Source organism: Kitasatospora sp. SC0581 (assembly GCF_048159585.1).
GTDB lineage: Bacteria > Actinomycetota > Actinomycetes > Streptomycetales > Streptomycetaceae > Kitasatospora.
Window position 1 is genome coordinate 206,638 of record NZ_JBLRWA010000002.1, and the last position, 23,707, is coordinate 230,344.

The following is a 23,707-nucleotide window of genomic DNA, read 5'->3' on the forward strand; positions in this document are numbered from 1 at the left end:
CGGTCTTCCGAGAGGGGTCGGTTGACGCCGTCGGGTACGCTTGGGGCCGTTGAAGGGGAGTAGCCCTCCACCGGACCGTCGACATACTGGCCCCCAGGGGCCCGGCGCCCGGGGCACCGCTCGATGAACGGTGCCGGCGAGACCTTCGGCCGCAGTGCTGTGACCATGACCAGTGCTGTCGGGCCGAAGCGTCCCCTGACGGAGCCGCGGCGGCCGGGCAGCCTCCGACCGAGGAAAACCCCTGATGAGTCTCACCGTTGCCGCGTTGACCTTCGGCATCATCTTCCTGGCCGAACTGCCGGACAAGACCGCGCTGGCCAGCCTGGTGCTCGGCACCAAGTACCGCGCGAGCTACGTCTTCGCGGGCATCGCCGCCGCCTTCGCCCTCCAGGTGGGCCTCGCGCTCGCCGCCGGGCACCTGCTCTCGCTGCTGCCGCACCGCTGGGTGGAAGGCGTCACCGGCCTGCTGTTCCTGGTCGGCGCGGCGATGCTGCTGTTCCACGGCGGCGAGGACGAGGACGAGCACGCGGCCAAGGAGCCGTCCTCGAACAGCTTCTGGAAGGTGGCCGGGGCCAGCTTCGTGGTGGTCGCGATCGCCGAGTTCGGCGACCTGACCCAGATCATGACCGCCAACCTGGCCGCCAAGTACGCCGACCCGCTGGCCGTCGGCCTCGGCTCCTGGCTGGCGCTGTGCGCGGTCGGCGGGATCGCCATCGTGGGCGGCCAGAAGCTGCTCAAGTACGTGCCGATGAAGCTGATCATCCGGGTGGCGGCGGCGATCATGGTGGTGCTGGCGGGCATCAGCATCTTCGGGGCGATCACCGGCTGATCCGTCCGCCGTCCGCCGCCTGTCGGCCTCAGCAGCTGTTGTGGGCGTCCAGGGCGGCACGGGTGTTGGGGCCGAAGACGCCCCGCTTGTCCCCCTTGACGGCCCACATCCACTGGACGTAGCCGACCGTGTTCACGGTGGTGTCGTCGTACACCCCGGTCACCGGCACGCTCGCCCAGCAGACGACGACGGCGAGCTTCTGCTGGAGGGCGGTCACGTCGGGCCCGCTCATCCCGGACTGCAGCACGCGCGGGGTCGGGGCGGTGGTGGGCGTCGGGGTCGGGGAGGGGGCCGGGGGAACGGTCGGCGTGGGGGCCGGGGCGGGGGGAGCGGCCGGGGCCTCGGTGGTCGGTGCGGCCGTCGGCGGCGGGGTGACCGTCTTCGTCGGGCTCGGCTTGCGGGTGGCGGTGGGCGTCGGGCTGGGCGCCTCGCTGGTCGGCGCCGCCGTGGTCGGAACGGGCGTCGCCAGGGTGGGCGGGTCCACCGGGGCGGGCGCCAGGGTGCTCGTCGGCAGCGGCTGCGCCTGCTTGGCCGGCGGTTCGGCGGAGGGCGTCACCGCGTACGCGACGCCGATGGTGAGCGCGACCAGGGCGGCGCCGATCCCGGCGAGCAGCCCCTTGCGCTGGGCGAGCGGGCGCCGCTCGGCCTGCTCGGCCGCCCGTCTGGCGGCCCGGCCGCCGCCCTCGGGCCCGGGCGCGTCCGGGGCCCGTGCGACGTCCGGGCCCTGCCCGGCGCCGGGTGCCTGCCCGAAGGCGAAGAGGCCGATCTCGTTCCCGCCCGGCCCGGCGGGCGGGACCGGCGGCAGCACGGTGGTGGCGTACACGTCCCCGTGGCCGCCGGGGTGGGCCTCGGGGTAGCCGTCGGCGGCGGGGCCGAACGGGTCATGCCCGGGGCCGGCCGGGGCCTGTCCCGACCCGAAGGGGGCCTGCGCCGACCCGAAGGGGTCCTGTCCCGGGGCGACGGGCGGCAGCACCGTGGTGGCGTACGCGTCCGCGTCCGGTCCGAGCGGGGGAGCGGCCGGCTGCCCGGGGGCGGGCTGTCCCGGGGGGACCGGCGGCAGCACCGTGGTCGCGAACGGGTCCACCACCGGCGCGTTCGGGTGGCTCTCGTCGGCCACCTGGTCGGCGGTCTGCGGAACGTACGGGCGGACCAGCGGCGGGCCCTCGACGTGCGGCAGGACGGCGGTCTCGGTGAGGCTCGGGTCCGGGACGCAGCCGCACCCGGTGGAGCGTGCGGTGCCGCACGTCGGGCAGTGCTGGTCCGGCATCGGCCGGTCCTCCTCGGGTTCGCGTCGACTTCGCGGTCGGTCGGTCGGTCGGTCGTCGTTCGTTCAGTCGGTCGATCGTCCGGTGCGCGTTCGGCGCGTGTTCCCGGCGGATCCGGGCGCACGATCGGGCCTGATTATGCAGGACCGTCCGAAGGGGGGACAGGGGCGTCCGTCCCCCGGCGGGGGTGTTGTGCCGGTTGGTGCGGGTTGGCTCCTCCGAGAACGCCCGGAGCGCGGCGGTTGTCCCCGGCGCTTACGCTCGGCTCAACCCGGTGGAACATACCGGGACGAAACCGACCAGCGCGGTGAGCTGGGAGTGATCATCCGCACGGCCCGGCCGACGGGCCCGGGACCCCATGGAGACGCCATGCCCACGGAGACGCCGTGATGCCCGGGGAGACGCCGTGACGCCCCGCGCGGACGCCGTGACGCCCGCGGGGACCCGATGACGGAGCCGCGCACCGCGTCCGGCCGGAGCCCGGCGGGCGAGCCCGGCCCGCCGGCGGTCACCGTCCCCAACCTCTGGGTGCCGATCGGCGCCCTGCTGCTGGCGATGCTGCTCGCGGCCCTCGACCAGACCATCGTCTCCACCGCGCTGCCGACCATCGTCAGCGACCTCGGCGGCCTCGACCACCTCTCCTGGGTGGTCACCGCCTACCTGCTGGCCTCCACCGCCGCGACCCCGCTGTGGGGCAAGCTCGGCGACATGTACGGCCGGAAGCGCTTCTTCCAGGCCTCCATCGTGATCTTCCTGCTCGGCTCGGTGCTGTGCGGGATCGCCCAGAACATGGGCGAGCTGATCGCCTTCCGCGCCCTCCAGGGCCTGGGCGGCGGCGGGCTGATGGTGCTCTCCCAGGCGATCGTCGGCGACCTCGTCGCGCCCCGGGACCGCGGCCGCTACCAGGGCCTCTTCGGCGCCGTCTTCGGCGTCACCAGCGTGCTCGGTCCGCTGCTCGGCGGGGTGTTCGTCGACCACCTCAGCTGGCGCTGGGTGTTCTACATCAACCTGCCGATCGGCATCGTCGCCCTGGTGGTGATCGCGGCGGTGCTGCACGGGATGGAGGTCCGGCGCGAGCACCGGATCGACTACCTGGGCACCGTCCTGATCGCCGCCGTCGCCACCTGCCTGGTGCTGATGACCTCGCTCGGCGGGACCACCTGGGCCTGGACGTCCTGGCAGGTCGTCGGCCTCGGCGTGCTCGGGCTGGTGCTGCTGCTCGCCTTCGTCCAGGTCGAGCGGACGGCCGCGGAGCCGGTGCTGCCGCTGCGGCTGTTCCGCTCGCGGACGTTCAGCCTGGTCGCGGTGATCTCCTTCGTGGTCGGCTTCGCGATGTTCGGCGCGCTGACCTACCTGCCGACCTTCCTCCAGGTGGTCCAGCAGGTCTCGCCCACCATGTCCGGCATCCACATGCTGCCGATGGTGCTCGGCATGCTGCTCACCTCGATCGGCTCCGGCCAGATCGTCGCCCGTACCGGCCACTACCGGATCTTCCCGATCGCCGGGACGGCCGTGACGACCATCGGGCTGCTGCTGCTCTCCCGGCTGGACGAGCACAGCAGCACCGCCGAGATGAGCTTCTACTTCCTGGTCTTCGGCCTCGGGCTGGGACTGGTCATGCAGGTGCTGGTGCTGATCGTGCAGAACTCGGTCGGCTACGAGGACCTCGGCGTGGCCACCGCGGGCGCCACCTTCTTCCGCTCCATCGGGGCCTCCTTCGGCGTCTCCATCTTCGGGACGGTCTTCGCGAGCGGACTGCGCAGCCGGCTCGCCGACGCCCTGGCGGGGGTGCCGCTGCCGCCCGGCTTCCGACCGGAGGTCATCACCTCCGACCCGCGGGTCATCCCCCGGCTGCCGACCGCCGTCCAGCCGGGCGTCTACCACGCGTACGCCGAGTCGATCACCCGGGTGTTCCTGTACGCGGTGCCGGTCGCGGTGGTCGCCTTCGTGCTGTCGCTGTTCCTGCGCGAACAGAAGCTGCGCTCCACCGTCACCGCTCCGGACCTCAGCGAGTCCATCGGGTTCAACCCGGTCGAGCGCACCTCGCTGGACGAGATCGCCCGCGCCCTCTCGGTGCTGAACAGCCGCGAGGCCCGGCGCGACCTCTTCCGGCGGATCACCGAGACCGCCGGGCTGGACCTGCGGCCCGCCTCCAGCTGGCTGCTCCTCCAGATGCACCAGCACGGCTCGGTCGAGCCGGCCGAACTGGCCGAGCGGCGGATCGTCCCGGTCTCGGTGATCGAGGAGGCCGTCCGGGAGGTGGAGGGCCGGGGGCTCGCGGCGAGGGCCGGCGGGCTGCCGCTGCGGCTCACCGAACCGGGGGAGGAGGCGGCGCTGCGGCTGGTCGCCGCCCGGCGCACCCAGCTCGCCGAACTGCTGGGGGACTGGGACGAGCAGCGGTACGCCGAGCTCGCCGGGGTCCTGAACCGGCTCAGCTCCTCGCTCTGCGCGGACCGGCGCGACCGTCCGGACCCGTCGGGGCCGCAGGGGCCGTACCGTGGGGAGGGACGGTCGTTCTGACCGTCCGTTCGTCCGTCGGCCCGTGGGGCGTGACCGGGGAAGGGGTGGTGCGGCGTGCCGCTCGAGATCGAGCGCAAGTTCCTGCTGGAGGCCTTCGAGCCGCCGGAGACGGCGGTGCGGCAGCACATCGAGCAGGGGTACATCGCGATCAAGGACGACGGGACAGAGGTGCGGCTGCGGCGGATCGGCGGCAGCTGCGTCCTCGGCGTCAAGCGCAAGGCGTCCGGCGCCGGTTCCCCGGTGCGGATCGAGGTGGAACGCGAGCTGGGGGAACAGGAGTTCACCGAACTCTGGCCGGCCACCGAGGGCGCGCGGCTGGTCAAGGAGCGCTACACCTTCGACGCGTCCGGCGTCACGGTCTACGCGGACGTCTACCAGGGGGAGTTGGCCGGACTGCGCACCGTCGAGGTCGAGTTCGGCTCGGAGGCCGAGGCGGCGGCGTTCTCGGCGCCGGAGTGGTTCGGCGCCGAGATCACCGGCGTGAAGGCGTACAAGAACCAGACCCTGGCGACCGGCGGTCTGCCCAACTCCTGAGACCGGTAACGGGGTTACGGTGCCCCGAACCAGCGCGGGGTGTCGAGGCGGAACGGGTCGCCGGGGGCGAGCAGGCGCAGGCCGTCCTCCAGTTGGCGCAGCTGCTCCTCGCCCAGGGCCGCCGCCCACTCCTCGCGCAGCTCGTCGAAGATCCGGGCCGAGCGGAGCAGGCAGTCCACCCCGCGTGCGGTGAGCCGGACCAGCTTGCGCCGGGTGTCGGCCGGGTCGGCGGCCCGCTCGACGTAGCCGAGCTGCTCCAGGCCGTCGATGGTCTTGCCCGCGGCCTGCTTGGTGACGCCGAGGCGTCGGCCGAGCTCGGTGGCGGTGGTGCCGTGCGGGCCGATCGCCTGGAAGACGAAGCCGTGCATCGGGCGCAGGTCGGGGTGGCCTTCGCGGGCGATGCGCTCGTGCAGCTCGTCGATGATCGTCCGGAAGGCGAGCAGCAGGCGCAGCGGCAGCTCAAAGCCGGGCGGGGACGGTTCACTTGACACGATAGACAACCTCATTGACCATATAGACAACTTCATTGTCCATCTTAGGGGGTTCCCTCGCCATGCCCGTCATCCGCCGGACCGACGCCCGCCGCACCGAGACCCCGAACGCCGTCATGACCACCTACGCCTCGCCCACCCAGGGCGCCACCTCCCTCGCCGTCTGGCACGTCGACATGACCGCCGGCGCCCGGGGCCCGCTGCACGCCATGGACACCGAGCAGGTCTGGACACTCCTCACCGGCACCGCCCGGGTCGACCTGGCGGGGGAGACCTTCACCCTCGCCGCCGGAGACACCGCCGCCCTCCCCGCCGACACCCTCCGGCAGATCGCCACCGACACCGGCTTCACCGCCGTCGTCGCCTCCCCGTCCCCCGCCCACGCCTACAACCCCGACGCCGTCACCCCGCCCGACGCCTGCGCCCTCGCCCCGCGCGACGACCAGCGCGTCCTCCCGCCGTGGATCGCCTGAGTCCGATGCCGACGGGGGTGGGGGCGGGGACGGGGACGGGGGCGGCCGAGGACTCGCCCCGGCCGTCCCCGCTCGACAGCCGCCGCTACCGCTGGCCCTCGATGTCGTTCCCCTGGTCGTCCACGTTCTGCTGACCCTGCTGCTGGGCCTACTGCTGGGCCTGCGAGGCCTTTTGCTGGGCCTCGTCCTGTTGCGGTTGCCCGCTTCCGATACGCTGCTTGGCCTCTTCCTCGGCCTGCTGGGCCTTGTCCCGGAACTTGTCGCCGATACCCATGACCGTTCCCCTGTCCCTCGGGTTCTGGGCTCTACCTCCAGGCTTCCACCCGGGCCCGGTCCCTGCATGTCGACGCCCCACCACCCGCCGTGACCGCCGGTGCCTCCGAACGGTCCGGCCGTGAGGTGTAGCAGACTGCTCCCCGTAAGCAGTCACCGGAGCAGAAGGAGTGCGCCATGTCCGTCGTCAAGATCAACGTCCTGACGGTGCCGACCGAGCAGCGCGAGGTGCTGGAGCAGCGCTTCGCCTCCCGGGCCGGCGCGGTGGAGAACTCGGACGGCTTCGAGTGGTTCGAGCTCCTCCGCCCCGTCGAGGGCACCGACCAGTACCTCGTCTACACCCGCTGGCGCAGCGAGGAGGACTTCAAGGCCTGGATGGAGGGCCCCATGAAGGCCGCCCACCAGAACGGCCCCGCCGGCGAGGCCCCCAAGCGCCCCGCCGCCTCCGGCTCCACCCTCTGGTCCTTCGAGGTCGTCCAGTCGGCGGGCCCCAAGGCCTGACCCGGCGCGCACCGTTCTGTTGCAGGCCCTGCCCTTCTCGGGCAGGGCCTGCTCAGCTTTTCGCGATGGTCGGGGCTTTGTGGGCATGCCTTTGCAGTTCCTTGCCGAGGCGCGGGATCGGAAGAGCTCGCCCGTCTCGGTCGGTGCACCTTTGTCGCGCGATATGGTAAGCCCATGCATAGGTCGACGCCTTCTTCTCGATGGAGAAGTGCCTCCCGGTGGCCGATTCCATAACCTGGTGAAACTCGTCCATGAGGTGTTGCCAGTCAATGTTCAGGAAATCTGACTCGCTCCACCCGTAGAGTGACTTGAGCTCGCCCTTTACGGCAGAGAAGAACGACATGGGCTCGCGCTGTCCGATGCCAATTTTGACACCGTTCCGGGCCAGCCACTCCTTCTGGTCATCGGAGGCGTCGAGCCATTTGTCTGGACTGTCGCGCAGTTCGGCGTAGTCCACCCATGCCCAGAAGCTCTCCGCATCGGCCACGTCCGGAGCTTCCGAGTGGTGCCCCTTGCAGAGCAGGGCGAAGTTTCGTACGTCCATCGAGCCGCCGAGGGATGTCGGTACGACATGTGCACGCTCCACCGGGGTGCGCCAGCAGACGAGACATGCCGGATCGTCGATACCCAGGTAGTCGGCGATTGCTCGCACGGATGGTGGAGACTTTCGGTCGATTGGAAATTTCTCGCGCGGCTTCGGGGATAGGCCGGAAACCTCGTACCCGTAATCGCTGCCGTCGTCGGGATATCCAATCATCAGGGCCTCGGGGAGGTCATTTCTCTGCGGAACAGTATTGCTGCCATGCAGCAGAGGCATATTGATCGTGGTGAGATATTTGCCGAGGTATCCAATAATGAATTCCTGCATCAACTCCAGGGCGTCATGGTCGAATCCGCCCTGACTGTTTCGATGCCCTTGGATATCGAGGTACAGGTGGCGAGGGGCCCCGGGGCGGGTCTTCTGTGCCGACTGCACGCACTCAAATATTCTATTTGCTGCTCGCTCGAAGTTCTCGTAGACCTTCATGTCGTGGTAGATCGCAACACCTTTCGGTGCCGTGTCACTCGCTGACTTGGTCTTCATCTTCTTGCGATTTCCCACGGCCTGCCCCTTGTCTTCCTCTGCTGGGAAGAGGTTCGCATGTCGCACTGACAGGAGGGGCAGCACTGTCCTGAGGTGAATGATCCGGAAGGGGGCGGTTCTCGTCCGGTTCGGGGTTTCTCGCGCCGGGACGGCAAGCTGCTGCGAGGTGTTTCGGTGGCCCCGATGGCTCAGGCGGTCAGGTGGGGAAGGGGGTGTGGTGGGTGGGCCAGAGGAGGCGGAGGTGGAGGGGTGGGGGGTTGAGGGGGAGGCGGGTGAGGGTGCCGGCGGTGAGGTGGGTGTGGATGGCGTGGGTGGGGAGGAGGGCGATGCCGAGGCCCTGTTCGGCGCAGGCGCGGGTGGTGGGGACGGTGCCGGTGTGGAGGCGTCGGACGTGGTGGCCGAGGAGGCGTTCGCCGGCGAGGTGGTAGGAGCAGGCGGGGGTGTCGACGAGGAGGCGGTGGCCGCGGAGGAGCTCGGGGGTGAGGGCGGTGGCGCGGGCGAGCGGGTGGGTGGGGGCGGCGACCAGGGTGAGGGGGACGGCCTGGAGGTCGAGGTGGTCGAGCGGGGCGGGCGGCAGGGGGAAGCCGAGGGCGCCGAGCGGGCCGGGGGCGTCGAGGACGAGGGCCGCTTCCAGGGCTCCGGCGGCGACGCCGTCGAGCAGGACGTCCCGGGTGGCGTCGGTGTGGAGGGAGATGTCCAGGTCGGGGCGGTGGTCGGTGAGGCGGGCCAGGACGGCCGGGAGGTGGGTGGCGGAGACGGCGGCCAGCACGCCGAGGCGCAGGCGGGTCCGGGTGACGGCGACTTCGCGGCGGGCCTGGTCGGCCTGGTCGAGGAGTCGGCGGGACCAGGGCAGGAGGCGTTCCCCGGCTGGGGTGAGGGTCAGGTCGGGCCTGGCCCGGTCGAACAGGTCGGTGCCGAGGCTGTGTTCGAGGGTGCGGACCTGTTCGGAGACGGAGGCCGGGGCGAGTCCGAGGGCCATGGCCGCGCCGGTGACGGTGCGGTGGGCGACGAGGGCCTCGAAGACGCGCAACTGACGTAGTTCCACTGGTTTCCCCGGTTCCCCCGAAGGTCCGTACGGTGCCTGTGCGAGTGCTGCGGGACAGGGTACGGGGGGTGCACCGGGGGCGGACGGGGATTCCGGTCGGTTCGGTGGTTTCGGCGGACCGCGTTCGGCCCGGGGTTCAGGCTCCCGCGGCGAGTCTGGGCACCAGGGTGGCTCGGTCGCGGTCCGTCGCGGCGTCGGGGGGGAAGCCGGTCCAGGTGTTCAGCGATCGGCGGATGGCCTGGGCCGCGGTGAAGGCCCGCTGCCGGTTGGCCGCTCCGACGGCGTCCCGCAGGTTCGCGGACTCCCGTGCGAGCCAGGCCCGGGCGTCCTGCGCGTGGCTGAAGGGGAGTGCCCTCGCCGGTGGCGCGGGCCGGGGCTGCGGCGTGCGGGCGGTCGAGGGCGCGACCAGGTGGGCGGCGAGTGCGGAGGTGTGTCCGTACCAGGCGAGCAGGCGCCGGACGGACTGCTCCCGCTCGTGTTCCGGCTCCTCCGCCGCGGCGCGTTCGGCTGCGTAGAGGCGGACCAGGGCGGGGAAGCGGTACCGGTCGGGTTCGGGTGATTCGACCAGGTGCTCGTGGACGAGGGCCGCCAGGTCGGCCCGGAGCCGGTGGAGGGCCTTCGCGGTGTGGCCGGCGTCGGCCATCTCCGCGGCCGCGCGCAGGCTGAGATCCGGTCCGCAGTGGAGGCTCAGCAGGCGGAACAGCCGGGCGGAGCGCTCGGGCAGGCGGAGGTACGACCAGGACAGGGTGGTCCGGATGCCGACCGAGGGGTCGTCGGGGCTGTCGAAGAGGTCGAGCGGGTCGGTCTCGACCGCTTCCGCCAGGTGGGCCAGGACGGTTCCGGGGTGTCCCGCGAGCCGCTCCCCGATGATCCGGACGGCGAGGGGGAGTCCGGCGCACCGCTCGGCGAGTTCGACGAGCTCGACGAGGGCCTCCGGGGCGGCGGAGACGGATGCGGCGCCGATGATCGAGGTGAGCAGCCGGACGGCGTCGTGGTCGGGCAGCCGGCCGAGTCCGACCGGGCGGGCGCCGTCCTTGACCGTGAGTCCGGTCAGGTGGGCCCGGGCGGTCACCACGACCGCGCAGGACGGCGAGTTCGGCAGGAGGGGGCGTACCTGTTCGGCGGACCGGGCGTTGTCGAGGAGGATGAGGAGGCTCTTGCCGGCCACGGTCGACCGGTACAGCGCCGCCAGTTCGGCGCCGGACTCGGGCAGGGCGGACTGCTGGATGCCGAGTGCGCGCAGGAAGCTCCGCAGGACGGTGGCGGGCCGCAGCGGTTCGCTCGCGTCGCGCCCGTGCAGGTCCACGTAGAGCTGGCCGTCCGGGAACCGGTCGGCCACCCGGTGGGCCCAGTGCACCGCGAGCGCGGACTTCCCGGCACCCGCGGCGCCGAACAGCTGGACGACCTTGCCCCGGCCCATCCGCTGCCGTGGCGACAGCAGGAGTTCGTCGTCGCACTGTCGAAGCGCTTCCTGGCGGCCGGTGAAGTGAGCGATGTCCGGGGGGAGTTGAGCGGGTCGCGGCAGGGCGGTCGCGGGGTACGCGGGCTCTGGTCCGGTCGCGGCGGCCAAGTGCGGCAGGGCGGTCGGGTGCGACGGAGCCTGCGGGGCCGGGACCGGGGTCTGGGGCCGGGGGTGGCCGGGCAGGTCCGGCGGCAGGTCGTGCCTCGGTCGCCGGCGGGTCAGGGCGACGACCGTCGTGGCGTCCAGCCCCAGGGCTGCCGCGAGCTGCTCCAGCGACCTGCGGTAGGGCTGCCGACTGCGGCCCGTCTCGATGTCCCTGATGGTTCGTATGCTCAGGTCGGACCGGGTCGCCAGGTCCTCCTGGGTGAGTCCGGCGCGTAGGCGCCAATGCCGGATGAGTGCCCCAGTCTCACTGGACATCAAGAATCCCCCGTGATCGATACATGTCACACCTGGCCGACTTCCTCCAGGTCGGCCCCGCACCCCCGGCGGCCCCCCGTCGAGTGATCGAGCATTCGTTCGGATCTAAAGCTAGCTTACGAACTCACGGTGGCGGCCGTGAACGGGCACGTTCGCCGTCGTGGGGCCGCCGACAGTCCTTCTCAGGTTCGATGTTCCGCCGGTGAAGTTCCGGCAGGCTGCTCCGTGTACAGGAAGTGACGATCCGCAACGGGGCAACGAATGATCACCACAACAAACCTGACGAAGCGTTACGGGAATTCCGTCGCGCTCGACGGACTCTCGGTCGAGGTGAAACCCGGCCGGGTGACCGGGTTCCTGGGCCCGAACGGAGCCGGAAAGTCGACCACGCTGCGGCTGGTCCTCGGCCTCGACACGCCCACCGCCGGATCGGCGGTCATCGACGGCCGCCCCTACCGGGAGCTGCGCCGCCCGCTCCACCGGGTCGGTGCGCTGCTCGACGCCGGTGCCGTCCCCGGGGCCCTGAGCGGCTACCACCACCTGGCGGCGCTCGCCCGCAGCAACGGCATCGGCCGCGCGCGGGTGCACGCGGTCCTCGAAGAGGTCGGGCTGGCCTCGGCCGCCCGCAAACGGACGGCCGGCTACTCCCTGGGCATGAAGCAGCGCCTCGGCATCGCCGCCGCCCTGCTCGGTGACCCGCCCGTGCTCATCTTCGACGAGCCCGTCAACGGCCTGGACCCCGAAGGCATCCGTTGGATCAGGATGCTGTTCCGCCGGCTCGCCGCCGACGGGCGGACCGTTCTCGTCTCCAGTCACGTGATGAGCGAGATGGAGAACACCGCCGACCACCTGATCGTCATCGGCCGGGGCCGCCTGATCGCCGACACCGGGATGGCGGACTTCATCAGGCAGGGCTCCAGCGGGAGTTCCGTCACCGTCCGGACGCCGCAGGGCGCGGACCTCGAAGCGGCCCTCGCCGCGGCCGGCGCCCGCACCCGTGTCCTCGCGGACGGGGCGATCGAGGTGCTCGGACTGCCCGCCCCCCGGATCGGGGACCTCGCCCTCGCCCGGCAGATCGCGATCCACGAACTCACCCCGCGCTCGGCCAGCCTGGAGGAGGCCTTCATGGACCTCGCCTCGGCCGAGGCCGAGCACACCAGTCACCCGGCCGCCGGCGCAGAACAGGACAACTGAGACCATGACCACTGACAGTCCGGCGGTCCGCGAGCCCGCCGCAGGCCCGCTCGCCGCCACCGGCCCGCTCGCCGAAGGCCCGATCGCCACCCGTGACAGCCGCTGGAAGCGCGCCGTCGACCTGCTCGCCGCCGAATGGATCAAGCTGAGCGGGGCCCGGTCGACCTGGCTGATCGTCGCCCTCGGGCTGCTGGGCTCCATCGGGAGCGCACTGCTGTACAACAACTCCACGGTGGGCAAGTGGGACGGCTGGGAGCCGGCCGAGCGCGCCGCCTTCGACCCGCTGGCCGCCTCCTTCAGCGGCTTCGCCCTGCTCCAACTCGCCCTGACGGCGGTCGGTGTCCTCACCATGGGCCGGGAGTACTCCAGCGGACTGATCCGGACGACCTTCACCGCCGCCCCGGCCCGCCGCGCCGTACTCGCGGCCAAGGCCGCGACGGTCGGCGCCCTCGCGGCGGGGGTCGGCCTCGCCGCCTCCCTGACGACGTTCACCGTCAGCCAGGCCATGTTCGCGGAGAAGCACTTCGGCCTCTCCCTCGGTTCACCGGGCGCCCTGCGCGCGATCCTCGCGAGCTCGCTGCACCTCGCCGGGGTCACCCTGGTCGGACTGGCCCTGGCCGCCCTGCTCCGGCACGGTGCGGGCGCCGTCACCGCGTGCTTCGGATTCCTCTTCCTGGCGCCGGTCTTCCTGCAGGGTGACCGCGGCTGGCTCCTGCGCGTCCACCAGTCCCTGATGGACAGCGCGGTCCGCCACCTCACCGTCGGTCACGTGGAGCGTCACGGCCCCTCCACCCCGGGGGCCTGGGCCGTCCTCGTGATCACCCCGCTCGTCCTGCTCTCGGTGGCGGCGGTGGTGATCGACCGCAGGGACGTCTGACCCGGCGCCGGCCCCCGGGCTCCAGACGCCGGTCCCCGGTCCCCGGCGCCGCTTCGGACCCGGGGACCCGGCCAGGACTTGGGGACCGGCAGACCGGCACCTTTCGGTGGAAGTCTGCCGCCGAGTCTGCCGGACAGACCTCCTGGCCACACCACCACCGCTGCGAAAGACTTCGAGCGAACGGTCGGCAGGCGGAGGATCCGGGCTCTGAACCGTTTCTCCAGAGGACGGGTCATGTGCGGGGGGAATCACCCCGTGCATTTCCGTGGCATGCGTGCATGCATCCCGGACCGCCCGCACCGGACGTTCACCGCACGTAATTCCTACCAACAGAAGGAGGGTTACCGATGTCGACATCGCTGAACCCGGCGGACATCACCGTCGTTCGTCCGATCGCCGCCAACATCGCCCTGCACGACCCGGACCGGGGCGCCAACGACGACGACGACTACAACGACATGGGTACGTGGGACTCGCACCCGTGGGGCGAGCACGACGACCGCGACTGATCCAGGTCCGGCCGGTCCGACCGTAGTTCGAAAATCCGTGAGGTGACTCGCCCGATGACGACTCTTGCGGATCAGGGAAAGGCTGCGCCCGGCGCGCAGCCTTTTTCTGATCTCTCCGATCTGATCCACCCCGTGCCCGTCGAGGAATTCCTGCGGGACTACTGGGAGAAGAAACCGCTGTTCATCCGGCGGGACGATCCGACGCACTACACGCAGCTGCCGACCCTCGACGAGGTGGACAGCATCCTGTCCACGTCCAGGGCGACCCTCGAGGGCATCCGGCTGGTGATCGACGGCAAGGAGACGCCGGTCTCCACACTGGGCGTGAGCTTCGGCTGGAACGGGATCGCGAACTCCCTGGAGGCGCTCTACGAGCGGTACCGCAACGGTTCGACGATCGTGCTCAACGCCCTCGAAGGCCGCTGGGAGCCGCTGGCGCGGCTGACCGCGCGGCTGGGCGTCGAGACGAACTGCCGGTTCCAGGCGAACCTCTACCTCACGCCCGCCGGCAACCAGGGGTTCACACCCCACTACGACACCCACGACGTCTTCATCGCCCAGGTGCACGGAACCAAGAGCTGGAAGCTGCACGGGGCCCCTTACCCGCTGCCGCTGCGCACCCAGCCCTTCGACCGCTCCGGGACCCTGCCCGACGGGCCGGTGGAGGAACTCGAGCTGCGCCCGGGCGACCTCCTCTACCTGCCGCGCGGCACCATCCACTCGGCCACCTCCAACGAGACCGCTTCGGCCCACGTGACGATCGGCGTCCACCCGGTCATCTGGTCCGAGATGATGGCCGATGCGGTCCGCCAGGTCTTCGAGGACGACGTCCGCTTCCGCGAGGGGCTCCCGCTCGCCTTCGCCGCGGGTGACGAGCTGCCACAGCAGGCGGAGAAGCGTTTCGCCGAACTGGTGGACGTGCTGCACGAGCGGCTGTCCGCCAAGGCCATGGTCGACAACTCGCTCAAGCGCGCCGCCTCCCTCAGCCTCCCGCAGCTGCGCCACCACCTCCTGGACCTGGAGCAGGCGGCCGAGGTAGACGCCGGTACCCGGGTGTCCCGCCGTCCGGGGACGCAGTGGAACCTGACGGTGGCCGAGGGCCAGGTGTGCCTGGACTTCAACAACAAGACCGTCCAGTTCCCCGCGCACGTGGCGGACGAGGTCCGGTACGTCGCCGAGCACGCCGGCGGCGGTCTGACCGCGGACGACGTCCGCGGGAACCTCGACCTGCCCGGCCGCCTGGTCCTGGTCCGGACCCTGCTGAGGGAAGGCTTCCTCACGCTGGCCTGAGCGCTGGCCTGAGCGCAGGCCCGAACGCAGGCCCGAACGCGGGTCTGAAAGTCGGCCTGAGCGACGGGCCGAGCGCAGGCCCCAACCGCCACCCCCTGGGGGCGGCGGAACGTCCGACGTCCGTCCCGTCCGGCTCCGGCCCCGGACGGGACACGTCACCACAGCCCGGGCTCGCCGGAAGAGCCCTGTGACGGCACCGAGGAGATCACCCCCGTTGGACGCGAACGAGACCCCCGAGGCGCCCGTCCCCGACGTGTCGCTGCGGCGGGTGGCCCGACTCTTCCGGCCCTACCGCGGCCGGATGCTGCTGGTCTGCACCCTGATCCTGGGCTCCTCCCTGGTGGCCCTCGCGCCGCCCTTCCTCCTGCGGCAGATCCTCGACACGGCGCTGCCGCAGGGCAGGACGGGCCTGCTCACCGCCCTGGCGGCCGCGATGCTCGGCCTGGTCCTGCTCTCCACCGCGGTCGGGGTCCTGCAGTCGTACCTGTCACTGACGGTCAGCCAGTCCGTGATGGACGACCTCCGCAACGCCGTCTACACCCACCTCCAGCGGATGTCGCTGGCCTTCTTCACGCGCACCCGCAACGGCGAGGTGCAGTCCCGGATCGCCAACGACATCGGCGGCATGGGGTCGAGTGTCACCAACATCGTCACCGGCGTCGTCGGCAATGTGACCACCCTGGTGGCCAGCCTGGTCGCCATGCTGCTGCTGGACTGGCGGCTGACGGTGGTGTCCCTGCTGATCCTCCCGCTGTGCGTCTGGATCAGCCGCAAGGTCGGGCAGGAGCGCCGGGCGCTCGTCCTCGAACGGCAGCAGCAACTGGCCACGATGGCAACCCTCGTGGAGGAGTCGCTGTCGGTCAACGGCTTCCTCCTCGGCCGGGTGATGGGGCGCACCGCGACGCTGAACAACGAGTTCGCCGGACAGTCCCGGACGCTCGCGGACCTGACCGTCAGGTCAGCCCTGTCGGGGCGGTGGCGGCAGTCCGTCGTGCAGGTGATCATGGCGATCATGCCGATCGCCATCTACTGGAGCGCCGGCCTCACCGGCGACCAGGGGCGGCCCGCGCTGTCCGTCGGCACCCTGGTGGCCTTCACGACCCTCCAGCAGGGCCTGTTCGGACCGACCGTCTCACTCCTGCAGGTCGGCATCAACCTGCAGAGCTCCTTCGCCCTGTTCGAGCGGGTCTTCGAGTACCTCGACCTGCCGGTCGAGGTCGCCGAACCGCCGCGACCCGTCACGGCGGCGTCCGTCCGCGGCCACATCCGCTTCCAGGGCGTCGACTTCTCCTACGGCGACGAGCGGATCCTCCACGGCATCGACGTCGACCTGCCGCCCGGCGGCCGGCTCGCCGTGGTCGGCGCGACCGGCGCGGGGAAGACCACGCTCGGCTACCTCGTGCCCCGGCTCTACGACGTCACCGCCGGCAGCGTCACGATCGACGGGGTCGACGTCCGGGACTTCGGCTTCTCCGACCTCGCCGACCAGGTCTGTGTCGTCTCCCAGGACACCCACCTCTTCCACACGACCATCACCGACAACCTGCGCTTCGCCAAGGTCGGAGCCTCGGACGAGGAGATCGTGGCGGCCGCCAAGGCCGCCCAGATCCACGACCTCATCGTCAGCCTGCCCGAGGGCTACGACACCATCGTCGGAGAGCGCGGCTACCGCTTCTCCGGCGGCGAGAAGCAGCGGCTGGCCATCGCCCGGGCGATGCTGCGGAACCCGCCGGTCCTCATCCTCGACGAGGCCACGAGCGCCCTGGACACCCATACCGAACGCGCGGTCCAGGACGCCCTCGACACCTTGTCCGCGGGCCGGACGACCATCACCATCGCCCACCGCCTGTCGACCATCCGGGCCGCCGACGAGATCGTCGTCCTGGACCGCGGACGGATCGTCGAACGCGGCACCCACACCGAACTGTTGGCCCGGGACGGGCGGTACGCCCACCTGCTCCGGGTGGGCGACACGCTCGCCGCCGCCGGCGGTTAGCGCCCTTCTGGGGCCTCCGGCCGGACGGCGAGGGTGTGGGCCTCGTGGAGGGTGGCGGTCGCTTCGGCGTGGGCGCCGTGGACGAGTTGGGCCATGGCGAGGTCGGTGAGTGCCCGGACGAGGCGGCGGGTGTCGTCGGCGGGGCCGGTCGCGTGGAGGTGGCGTTCGATCCGGACGCTCCGCCGTAGCCGGGGGAGCGTGAGGTGGGCGTAGTAGGTGGGGTGGTCTCCGCGGACCGCCCGGCGCAGGTCGAGTCGCCGGGTGAGGGTGCCGAGGGTGGCGAGCAGGGTGCGGTCCTCCGGCAGGGGAAGGGGGTCGTCGGGGTGCTCGGACGGGTCGTCCTCGTCGGGCAGGGGGTCGGTGGGCTCGGGCCTGCCGGTGACGGCTTCGACGGCCCGCGCGAGGGTGGCCAGTCCGTCCTCGAAGGACTCGCGCAGGCTGAAGGACCAGTGGTGGAGGCTCAGGCCCAGTACCGGTTGGAGGGGTCGGCCCGGGTCGACGCCGAGCGCGAGCGGGTCCGGGGCGTCGGCCGCGGCCTGTTCGTCCCGTACGCCGGAGCGGGCGAACAGGGCGCTCCGCAGGCCCTCGTTGAAGCCGAAGTTGCCGGCGTCGCCGCGGGCGGGCAGGAGTTCGCAGGAGCGGGCGGCGTCCGCGAGCAGCCGGTGCGACTGTTCGGCGCGGCCCAGATCGGCGAACCACAGGGCGGCGCCGGCCGTCCGCAGGGCCGGGACGGGGCTGCGGGCCGGTTCCGTGCGGCCCTCGCGCAGCCGGGCGAGGGCCTCGTGTTCGACGGCCACGGCCTCCTCGGTGCGGTCCGCGAGGCGGAGCAGCACGGTGAGGTCGAGCAGCCGCCACGCCAGGTCGCTCCCGCCGGGCTCGGTCACCGCCCGGGAGCGGTCGGCCACCGTGCGGGCGGCGTCCACAGCCTCGTCGAACCGTCCTGCCTCGGCGAGGCCGTGGGCGAGGTCGGCGTGCAGGACGGCGGCCTGGCCGAGGCCTTCCACCGGCTGGTCCGCTTCGGCGCGCCGGGCCAGGTCGGCCGCCTCCCGCCGGGCGGCGAGGGCGGGGCCGTCGGCGTGCGCCAGGGAGAGTTGCAGGGCGAGGGAGGCCAGCGCGCGGGCGGCGGCGGACAGGTGTTCGGTGCCGCCGTCGGCGACCAGGGCGCGGTAGATGCGGGCGGACTCCTCCAGGAGCGAGACGGCGTCCTCGGGCCGGGGCTCGGGCCGGCCGTAGGCCCGGCCCCGCAGTGCCTCGGCCAGCGCGGGCAGGCCCGAGGCGGGGTCGGTGCGGGCCTGGACCCGGAGCCGGGCGACCGTCTCGTCGGTGACGGGTTCCCGCCCCGACCGGCGTGCTCGCGGTGCGGCGGGGTCGGACGGGGCTCCGTGCGCGGGTGTCACGCGTTTCCTTCCGGGGCGGGGGAGGGGGGTCTCCCGTCCGAACGTCCTTCCGGCGGGGAGGAGTTCCGGAGACCGCGTGCCCCTACTCGGCGAGCGCGCCGTCGAGGTACTCCCGCACCGGCGGGAACAGCGGGAACGGCACGTACTCGGCCAGCTCGGCGCGGGTCGCCCACACCACCCGGTCCAGCTCGTCGGAGTCCACCACGGTGGCGGTGCCGCCGACCACCTCGCAGGCCGTGTACGCCATCCGCCGCCCGTTCTGCGGATGCTCCCGCTCGCCGAGCAGCCGGGCGGCGGTGACGCGCAGGCCGGTCTCCTCGGCGGTCTCGCGCACGGCCGCCGCCCCGGCGGACTCGCCCGGCTCGACCTCTCCGGCCGGGAACTGCCAGGACAGTTCGCCCTCGGCGACCCGCCGCCGCACCATCAGCACCCGGCCGTCCTCGACGACGATCGCGACGGCGACGGCGGGGGGTGCGTGCTCGGGGTTCTGCTCGGTCATCGCTCTGCTCCTCGGGTCAGGACGGCGTCGGTGTTGACGCCATCCTGACCCGGGGCCGCGGGCGCGGCCGACAGCAGGCAGCGGGCCGCGTGTCGTGTCGGCTGTGCGCAGTGTCGGCTACCGGTGCGCCGGCCCGTAGAGCGCCGACGGCGCGCCGGTGGCCAGTGCCCAGTAGCGGTCCCCGTATGACCAGTGCCACCACTCGGTGGGGTAGTTGACGAGCCCGGCGCCGGTCAGGACGCTGCCGAGCAGTCGCCGGTTGGCGCGGGCCTGGGCACCGATGTTGTCGGCGTGGGTGTAGCAGGCCCCGGCGCTCTCCTCCGGGTTGGCGTTGACCCGGGTGCCGAGGTCGAGCTCACGGCCGTCGGCGTCGACGAGGGTGAGGTCGACGGCGGCCCCGGCACTGTGCGGTGCGATCTCCGGCGGGGAGACGTAGCGGCTGGCCGACGACCTGATCCGCTCGTCCGGCCAGTCGGGGTTCGCGGCCCGCAACTCGGCGGCGTACTCGTCGAAGTAGCGGCTCTGGAGGGCCGGCGGCCGGTAGCCCTCGACGAACAGCAGCCGCAGGCCGTCCGGCAGGGCGGCCTGCGCGTCGAGCAGCCGGTCGAGCACGCCCGCCCGCAGCTGCGCGAAGGCCCCGGTGCCGTCCTGCTTGCGCCCGTCGACGGGCAGCCCGCCGCCGCTCCGTACGTCCGACAGCCGTACGTCCGACAGCCGCTCGCCGCAGTCCTGGACGGGGACCGCGGCGACCCTCGGGTCGGACATGAGGATGATCTCGCTCAACACGCCTCCTGGGTAAGGGGGGCAACGCTACGGGGCCGGGCAGGACGACTTCGCGGGCAGCGGGGTCAGCTCTTCTGGTCGTCGGCCCAGGTGATGTCCATCTCGTCGATGAAGTAGCGGCCGTCGAAGCAGAGGAAGACCTTGGACGTGGTGTCGTTGTCCGCGATCCAGGTCTTGTTCCACTGGATGACGGTGCCGGCGCCGTCGCGCTTGGGGAAGTAGAGGCCCTCGCGGCGTTCGGGCTGGTTGTAGAAGCCGTGCCCGTTGGGCAGCCGGTACGGCGTCCGGACGAGGGAGCCGCTGTAGTCGTCGAACAGCGCGGCGGGGAAGTTGGTGCGGGCGACGAGCTTCGGCGGGACGTAGTGGACGTCGACCTCGCCGGAGTCCACGTAGCGGGCGGGTTCCCCCGGCAGCCGGTGGAAGGCCCTGCGCACGGCGCCCGCCGTGTCGTAGCTGTCGGTGAAGGTCACGAGACTTCCCTCCCGCCCCTCCTGGTACCAGTCGCCCTGGGAGTACTGGTCGAAGTCGAAGGCCCCGATGCGGGTGCCCGGGGTGAGGAGCTCGCCGGGGACCTCCCGGAAGCTGGTCTCGTCGTAGATCTGCTCGATGGTCCGCACGCGCTTCTCGAAGCGGCGGGCCGGCACCCGGACCCGTCCCGTCCCCACCGGCAGGTCGGTGGCCTTCGGCGCCGGGGCGGGGGCGGGCTCCGGTGCCGGGAGGGGCGCGGGCGCCCAGGCGGTGCAGTTCAGGTCCTGGGCCCCGGCGCCCTTCTCCAGGATCAGGGGCCCGCCCGGCCGTTCGGCCGCCGGTTCGGCCAGGCCGAGGAGGCAGTTGGAGGAGTCGTGGAGGGCCATCAGCCGGCCGGTGTCGCGCTGGACGAAGGCCCGCCAGGCCTGCCGCCAGTACGAGGAGTCGCTGCCGGTGTCGGAGAACTTGGGCCGCAGGGTGACCTTGGCGCCCCGGCTCGATTCCTCGGCGGTCAGGTAGAGGCCGGTGGCCACGTGGCGGATCCGGTGGTTGAGCACCCGGAACCGCTCGGCCACCCACTGCTCGCCGTCGCCACCGGTCTCGGGCGCGAGCACCACCGGGGTGCCCTCGGGGCTTCCCGGCGCGGCTCCGGCCACCAGGCCGGGAATGCGGTGGAGGCGTAGGACGAACGTCTCGGTGGGCCAATCGACCAGCATCGTGGGCACCTTCTCAGCATGGGGATATGACAGAACGTCAAGACCATGATCGCTTGATCGGGCGGGTCGGCGCCAGGGCGTGCGGGGACGAAGGAACGGGCCGGTGGTCAGCAGGCCCGCAGGCGCTCCAGGAACTCCGGGACGCCGTCGACCCGGTGGTACGGCTCGAAGGCCGGTGCGAGCTCGCGGACCAGGGCGACGCAGCGGGGCGCGCCGATCCGGGTGGCCAGGTCGAGCGACTCGCCCGTGACGGACACGGCCTGCTCGACCTCCTTGGCCTCCAGGTAGCCCCGGGCCTGGTACGTCAGGAAGACGCCGCGCGTCTTGTCCCTGGCGCGGGGCAGCAGCGCCATCCCCTCCGCGATCCGGGCCCGGGCCTCGTCCGGCCGGCCGAGGTCCAGGAGGCACTGGCCGGAGTCCACGGCCAGGTCGGCGGGGCCCATCCACGCGCACCACCCGGGTGCGGGGTCGGCGGCGTCGACGGCGAGGGCGGACTCGGCGTCGGACAGGTCCCGATAGCAGGCGGCGCGGTCGCCGAGCGCCGCGTGGGCCCTGGCGCGGCGGAGGAGGAGCAGGGAGCGGGCGGTCGGGTGCGAGACGCCGGACAGGGCGTGCCCGAGCTGGCCGACGGATACCCCCGCCTCGCCGAGCCAGGTGGCCTGGTAGGCGAAGTCGGACAGCACCCCGGCGCCGTGGTCGCGGTCGCCCGCGGCGTTCGCGGACTGCAGGGCGGCCTCCCACAGCTTTCCGGCCGCCCAGTGCCGGCCCTGGTCGAAGCGGTACCAGCCGCAGGTGGTGGCGAGCGAGGCGGCCAGCCGGTGGAGGCGTCGACCGGTCGCCTCGCCGTAGCGGCCCTCCTCGATCAGCTCCGTGACGGTGGCCAGGTGGGCGTCCATCAGGCGGACGGTGTGCTGGCGCTGCTCGGTGGGCAGGGCCGTCAGCTTCCGGCTGGTCTCCTCCAGCCAGTCCACGAGTTCGCCGTCCACGTGCTTGCCGTCCAGGGCCGAGGCGAGGCGCCCGGGCTCGGTCGTGGCCCACTGGGCGGCCAGGCCGCCCAGCGAGATCGCGCTGAAGGTCATGAAGCTGCGGCGGTCCATGGCGGCTCTCTGGGCGTCGTGGAGTGCTCGGACGGTGTGGGCGGCGCCCAGGGGCAGCGGCTCGTCCCGCCCGGGCAGCCAGTACGGCCAGCCGTACGCCTCCAACTCCGACAGCGGGACGTCGAAGGCCTCGGCGATGAGGAGCTGGGAGTCGGTGTTCGGCGTCTTGCGCCAGTGCTCCCACCGGCTGACGGCCGCCTTGTCGGCGCCGGAACGGAGCCCGTGACGCCGGGCGGCCTTGTTCAGCTCCGCGACGAGGTCGCCCTGCGACCAGCGACGCAGTTCGCGCGCGTAGGCGAGGGGATGCCGGATCGGGTCGTCCACGGGGTCAATCCCATCATCGACAGTGACCGCGAGCCTACCGCCGGTGCGGGCGGGACAACCCCGGGACCACGGGCAATGGCTTTCCGGTGAGGGCGAGTTGGGCTGTACTCGACTCGCACCGACCGAGTTCCGTTGCGAAGCGAAAGGGGACGGTCGGTGAAGCGTCGTGCTGCGGTCATCTCGAGAGGAGCACCGCCATGTCCCAGCCCGAGCCGAAACCGCCCCCGTCGAAGCCGGCGGGCCCGCGCACGCCCCGGCCGCCGGACCGGTAGGCCGACGACCACGATCTCCAGCACCACGATCTCCACCACTTCGAGAGGAACAGGGCACATGGGCAAGCACAGCGGAGGGCCCGGCAGCGACGGGCCCGGTACGGCGGGCGGAGGCAAGGGCGGCAGCCACTCCGGGAAGCCGGACACGGCGTCCCAGGATGGCAAGCGGGACGCGCCGCCCACCAACCTGCCCAAGCCGTCGAAGCCTTGAGGGGGATGACCGCGTGAAGTGGAACGCGCTCACCGACGCGCTCCGGGAGTCCGGGGCGCTGTCGGTCGACTGGGAGCCGGTGTTCCGGGCGGTGCCCCGACGCCTGTTCGTCCCGGACCGGGTCCACCACGGGGGTGAGTGGCTCGACCGGGCGGAACGGCCGGGCGAGTGGGGGGAGTTGGTCGCCTCGGACGTCCCGCTCGTGACCCGGCTGGATGAGGACGACCGCACGCCGGCCTCGTCCAGTTCGATGCCCACCGTCGTGGCCCGGATGCTCTGGCACCTCCGGGTCGCCGACGGCATGCGGGTGCTGGACATCGGCACCGGTGCGGGGTGGACGGCCGCGTTGCTGGCGCGCCGGCTCGGGGTGGAGAACGTGACCACCGTGGAGCTGGATCCTGAACTGTCCGGTGCCGCGCGGCGGTGCCTGGCGGCGAACGGCCTGCCGGTCACGGCCGTTGTCGGCGACGGCATGCTCGGCCATCCGGCGGGCGCGCCGTACGACCGGATCCATGTCACCGCGGCCGTGCAACGCGTCCCCGGGGCGCTGATCGAGCAGACGGTGCCCGGCGGCGTGATCGTCGTCCCGTACGGCACGGCGTTCTGCAACGGGGGGTTGCTGAGGCTCACCGTCGCCGACGACGGCCGGTCCGCGAGCGGGCCGTTCGTCGAGGATGTGGCGTTCATGTGGGTGCGGGACCAGCGCCCCGGGAGCGGCGAGTTCGAGGTCGAGGACGTCCGGCACGGCCCGTCCGCCCTCGACCCCGCCGCTGTGGCCGAGCGCACCGACGCCGCTTTCGCGATCGGACTGCGGCTGCCGGGCCTGTTCCGGCGGGAGGTCTGGGCGGGCTACGACCGTTTCGGTACCGGCCGGTTCGAGGTGTGGGACGGGGTCTCGTACGCCCACTGCCGCCTCGCCGACCGGGACGGCAAGCACGCCGTCTCGCAGTCCGGCCCCCGGAACCTGTGGGACGAGGTGACCGCCGCCCATGCCTGGTGGCAGCGCCAGGGCGAGCCCGGCCTCGACCGGTTCGGCCTGACCGTCACCGTCGCGGGCGAGCACCGGGTGTGGCTGGACGAGCCGGATCGCGTCGTCGGGTGAGGGGAGACGGCCCCACTGGCCTTCTGGCCGCGTCGCCGACCCGGCGGCGCGGCCAGGATCATTGTCTGTGGGACG

At 72.3% G+C, this 23,707-nt stretch carries 23 protein-coding genes; 12 read left to right on the plus strand and 11 right to left on the minus strand.

All coding sequences use genetic code 11. The features are described 5' to 3' along the window. Positions 1–241 precede the first annotated feature (241 nt). Positions 242–829, plus strand: a complete 588-nt coding sequence (locus ACLWS4_RS04065) for a TMEM165/GDT1 family protein (protein WP_049656026.1) — start codon at positions 242–244, stop codon at positions 827–829. A gap of 28 nt (positions 830–857) precedes the next feature. On the opposite strand, the gene ACLWS4_RS04070 is transcribed toward ACLWS4_RS04065, so the two are convergent. Then, positions 858–2,096, minus strand: a complete 1,239-nt coding sequence (locus tag ACLWS4_RS04070; protein WP_416873376.1) for a hypothetical protein — start codon at positions 2,094–2,096, stop codon at positions 858–860. A 445-nt stretch (positions 2,097–2,541) separates the two neighbouring features. Between ACLWS4_RS04070 and ACLWS4_RS04075 the strand changes: the two genes are divergently transcribed. Continuing rightward, entirely contained in the window at positions 2,542–4,614 is a 2,073-nt protein-coding gene (locus ACLWS4_RS04075; protein ID WP_416873377.1) for an MFS transporter, read from the plus strand. Between the two features lie 54 nt (positions 4,615–4,668). Further along, positions 4,669–5,148 carry a CYTH domain-containing protein gene (locus tag ACLWS4_RS04080; protein WP_049650521.1) on the plus strand — a complete coding sequence of 160 codons (480 nt, stop codon included), beginning with the start codon at positions 4,669–4,671 and terminating at the stop codon, positions 5,146–5,148. Positions 5,149–5,162: 14 nt separating this feature from the next. Here the strand turns inward: ACLWS4_RS04080 and ACLWS4_RS04085 are convergent, their stop codons facing one another. Continuing rightward, on the minus strand, positions 5,163–5,639 hold the full coding sequence (locus tag ACLWS4_RS04085) for a MarR family winged helix-turn-helix transcriptional regulator (protein WP_416873378.1): 477 nt from the start codon (positions 5,637–5,639) through the stop codon (positions 5,163–5,165). 62 nt (positions 5,640–5,701) lie between these two features. Between ACLWS4_RS04085 and ACLWS4_RS04090 the strand changes: the two genes are divergently transcribed. Continuing rightward, the gene (locus ACLWS4_RS04090) at positions 5,702–6,112 is read left to right on the plus strand and encodes a cupin domain-containing protein (protein ID WP_416873379.1); all 411 of its coding nucleotides are present in this window, start codon (positions 5,702–5,704) and stop codon (positions 6,110–6,112) included. A 148-nt stretch (positions 6,113–6,260) separates the two neighbouring features. Here the strand turns inward: ACLWS4_RS04090 and ACLWS4_RS04095 are convergent, their stop codons facing one another. Then, entirely contained in the window at positions 6,261–6,386 is a 126-nt protein-coding gene (locus tag ACLWS4_RS04095; RefSeq protein ID WP_416873380.1) for a hypothetical protein, read from the minus strand. 176 nt (positions 6,387–6,562) lie between these two features. On the opposite strand from ACLWS4_RS04095, the gene ACLWS4_RS04100 reads away from it, so the two are divergent. Continuing rightward, positions 6,563–6,886, plus strand: coding sequence for an antibiotic biosynthesis monooxygenase family protein (locus ACLWS4_RS04100; protein WP_049650519.1), 324 nt, complete (start codon positions 6,563–6,565; stop codon positions 6,884–6,886). Between the two features lie 52 nt (positions 6,887–6,938). Here ACLWS4_RS04100 and ACLWS4_RS04105 read toward each other — a convergent pair whose 3' ends face one another. The 3 genes from ACLWS4_RS04105 to ACLWS4_RS04115 all read right to left on the minus strand — a co-directional run bounded on the left by ACLWS4_RS04105 (position 6,939) and on the right by ACLWS4_RS04115 (position 10,897). Beyond that, positions 6,939–7,988 carry an HNH endonuclease gene (locus ACLWS4_RS04105; protein WP_416873381.1) on the minus strand — a complete coding sequence of 350 codons (1,050 nt, stop codon included), beginning with the start codon at positions 7,986–7,988 and terminating at the stop codon, positions 6,939–6,941. Positions 7,989–8,166: 178 nt separating this feature from the next. Continuing rightward, positions 8,167–9,000 (minus strand): LysR family transcriptional regulator, encoded by an 834-nt coding sequence (locus ACLWS4_RS04110; protein WP_416873382.1) that lies wholly within the window; start codon positions 8,998–9,000, stop codon positions 8,167–8,169. A gap of 151 nt (positions 9,001–9,151) precedes the next feature. Continuing rightward, positions 9,152–10,897 carry a helix-turn-helix domain-containing protein gene (locus ACLWS4_RS04115; protein WP_416873383.1) on the minus strand — a complete coding sequence of 582 codons (1,746 nt, stop codon included), beginning with the start codon at positions 10,895–10,897 and terminating at the stop codon, positions 9,152–9,154. Positions 10,898–11,158: 261 nt separating this feature from the next. Here ACLWS4_RS04115 and ACLWS4_RS04120 point away from each other — a divergent pair, with 261 nt between their 5' ends. From ACLWS4_RS04120 to ACLWS4_RS04140, 5 genes are all read left to right on the plus strand, one after another. Next, positions 11,159–12,091: an ABC transporter ATP-binding protein gene (locus ACLWS4_RS04120; protein ID WP_117487520.1), complete on the plus strand. Its 933-nt coding sequence runs from the start codon at positions 11,159–11,161 to the stop codon at positions 12,089–12,091. Between the two features lie 4 nt (positions 12,092–12,095). Then, positions 12,096–12,968, plus strand: a complete 873-nt coding sequence (locus ACLWS4_RS04125) for an ABC transporter permease (RefSeq protein ID WP_416873384.1) — start codon at positions 12,096–12,098, stop codon at positions 12,966–12,968. Between the two features lie 347 nt (positions 12,969–13,315). Beyond that, complete coding sequence (locus ACLWS4_RS04130; protein WP_181970556.1) at positions 13,316–13,477, plus strand: hypothetical protein; 162 nt, start codon at positions 13,316–13,318, stop codon at positions 13,475–13,477. 132 nt (positions 13,478–13,609) lie between these two features. After that, entirely contained in the window at positions 13,610–14,767 is a 1,158-nt protein-coding gene (locus ACLWS4_RS04135) for a cupin domain-containing protein (RefSeq protein ID WP_181970555.1), read from the plus strand. Positions 14,768–14,981: 214 nt separating this feature from the next. Then, on the plus strand, positions 14,982–16,763 hold the full coding sequence (locus ACLWS4_RS04140) for an ABC transporter ATP-binding protein (protein WP_375874078.1): 1,782 nt from the start codon (positions 14,982–14,984) through the stop codon (positions 16,761–16,763). Here ACLWS4_RS04140 and ACLWS4_RS04145 read toward each other — a convergent pair. The 5 genes from ACLWS4_RS04145 to ACLWS4_RS04165 form a co-directional block, all read right to left on the minus strand. Continuing rightward, the gene (locus ACLWS4_RS04145) at positions 16,760–18,160 is read right to left on the minus strand and encodes a hypothetical protein (RefSeq protein ID WP_416873385.1); all 1,401 of its coding nucleotides are present in this window, start codon (positions 18,158–18,160) and stop codon (positions 16,760–16,762) included. The genes ACLWS4_RS04140 and ACLWS4_RS04145 overlap by 4 nt on opposite strands. Before the next feature lie 82 nt (positions 18,161–18,242). Beyond that, positions 18,243–18,659 (minus strand): NUDIX hydrolase, encoded by a 417-nt coding sequence (locus tag ACLWS4_RS04150; protein ID WP_387819782.1) that lies wholly within the window; start codon positions 18,657–18,659, stop codon positions 18,243–18,245. Between the two features lie 117 nt (positions 18,660–18,776). Beyond that, complete coding sequence (locus ACLWS4_RS04155; RefSeq protein WP_416873386.1) at positions 18,777–19,442, minus strand: M15 family metallopeptidase; 666 nt, start codon at positions 19,440–19,442, stop codon at positions 18,777–18,779. A 65-nt stretch (positions 19,443–19,507) separates the two neighbouring features. Further along, entirely contained in the window at positions 19,508–20,626 is a 1,119-nt protein-coding gene (locus ACLWS4_RS04160) for an RICIN domain-containing protein (RefSeq protein WP_416873387.1), read from the minus strand. Positions 20,627–20,733: 107 nt separating this feature from the next. Then, positions 20,734–22,047: an XRE family transcriptional regulator gene (locus ACLWS4_RS04165; RefSeq protein ID WP_416873388.1), complete on the minus strand. Its 1,314-nt coding sequence runs from the start codon at positions 22,045–22,047 to the stop codon at positions 20,734–20,736. Between the two features lie 330 nt (positions 22,048–22,377). Between ACLWS4_RS04165 and ACLWS4_RS04170 the strand changes: the two genes are divergently transcribed. Then, complete coding sequence (locus ACLWS4_RS04170) at positions 22,378–22,530, plus strand: hypothetical protein (protein ID WP_375874072.1); 153 nt, start codon at positions 22,378–22,380, stop codon at positions 22,528–22,530. Positions 22,531–22,543: 13 nt separating this feature from the next. Then, entirely contained in the window at positions 22,544–23,632 is a 1,089-nt protein-coding gene (locus tag ACLWS4_RS04175; protein ID WP_416873389.1) for a methyltransferase domain-containing protein, read from the plus strand. Positions 23,633–23,707: the final 75 nt, after the last annotated feature.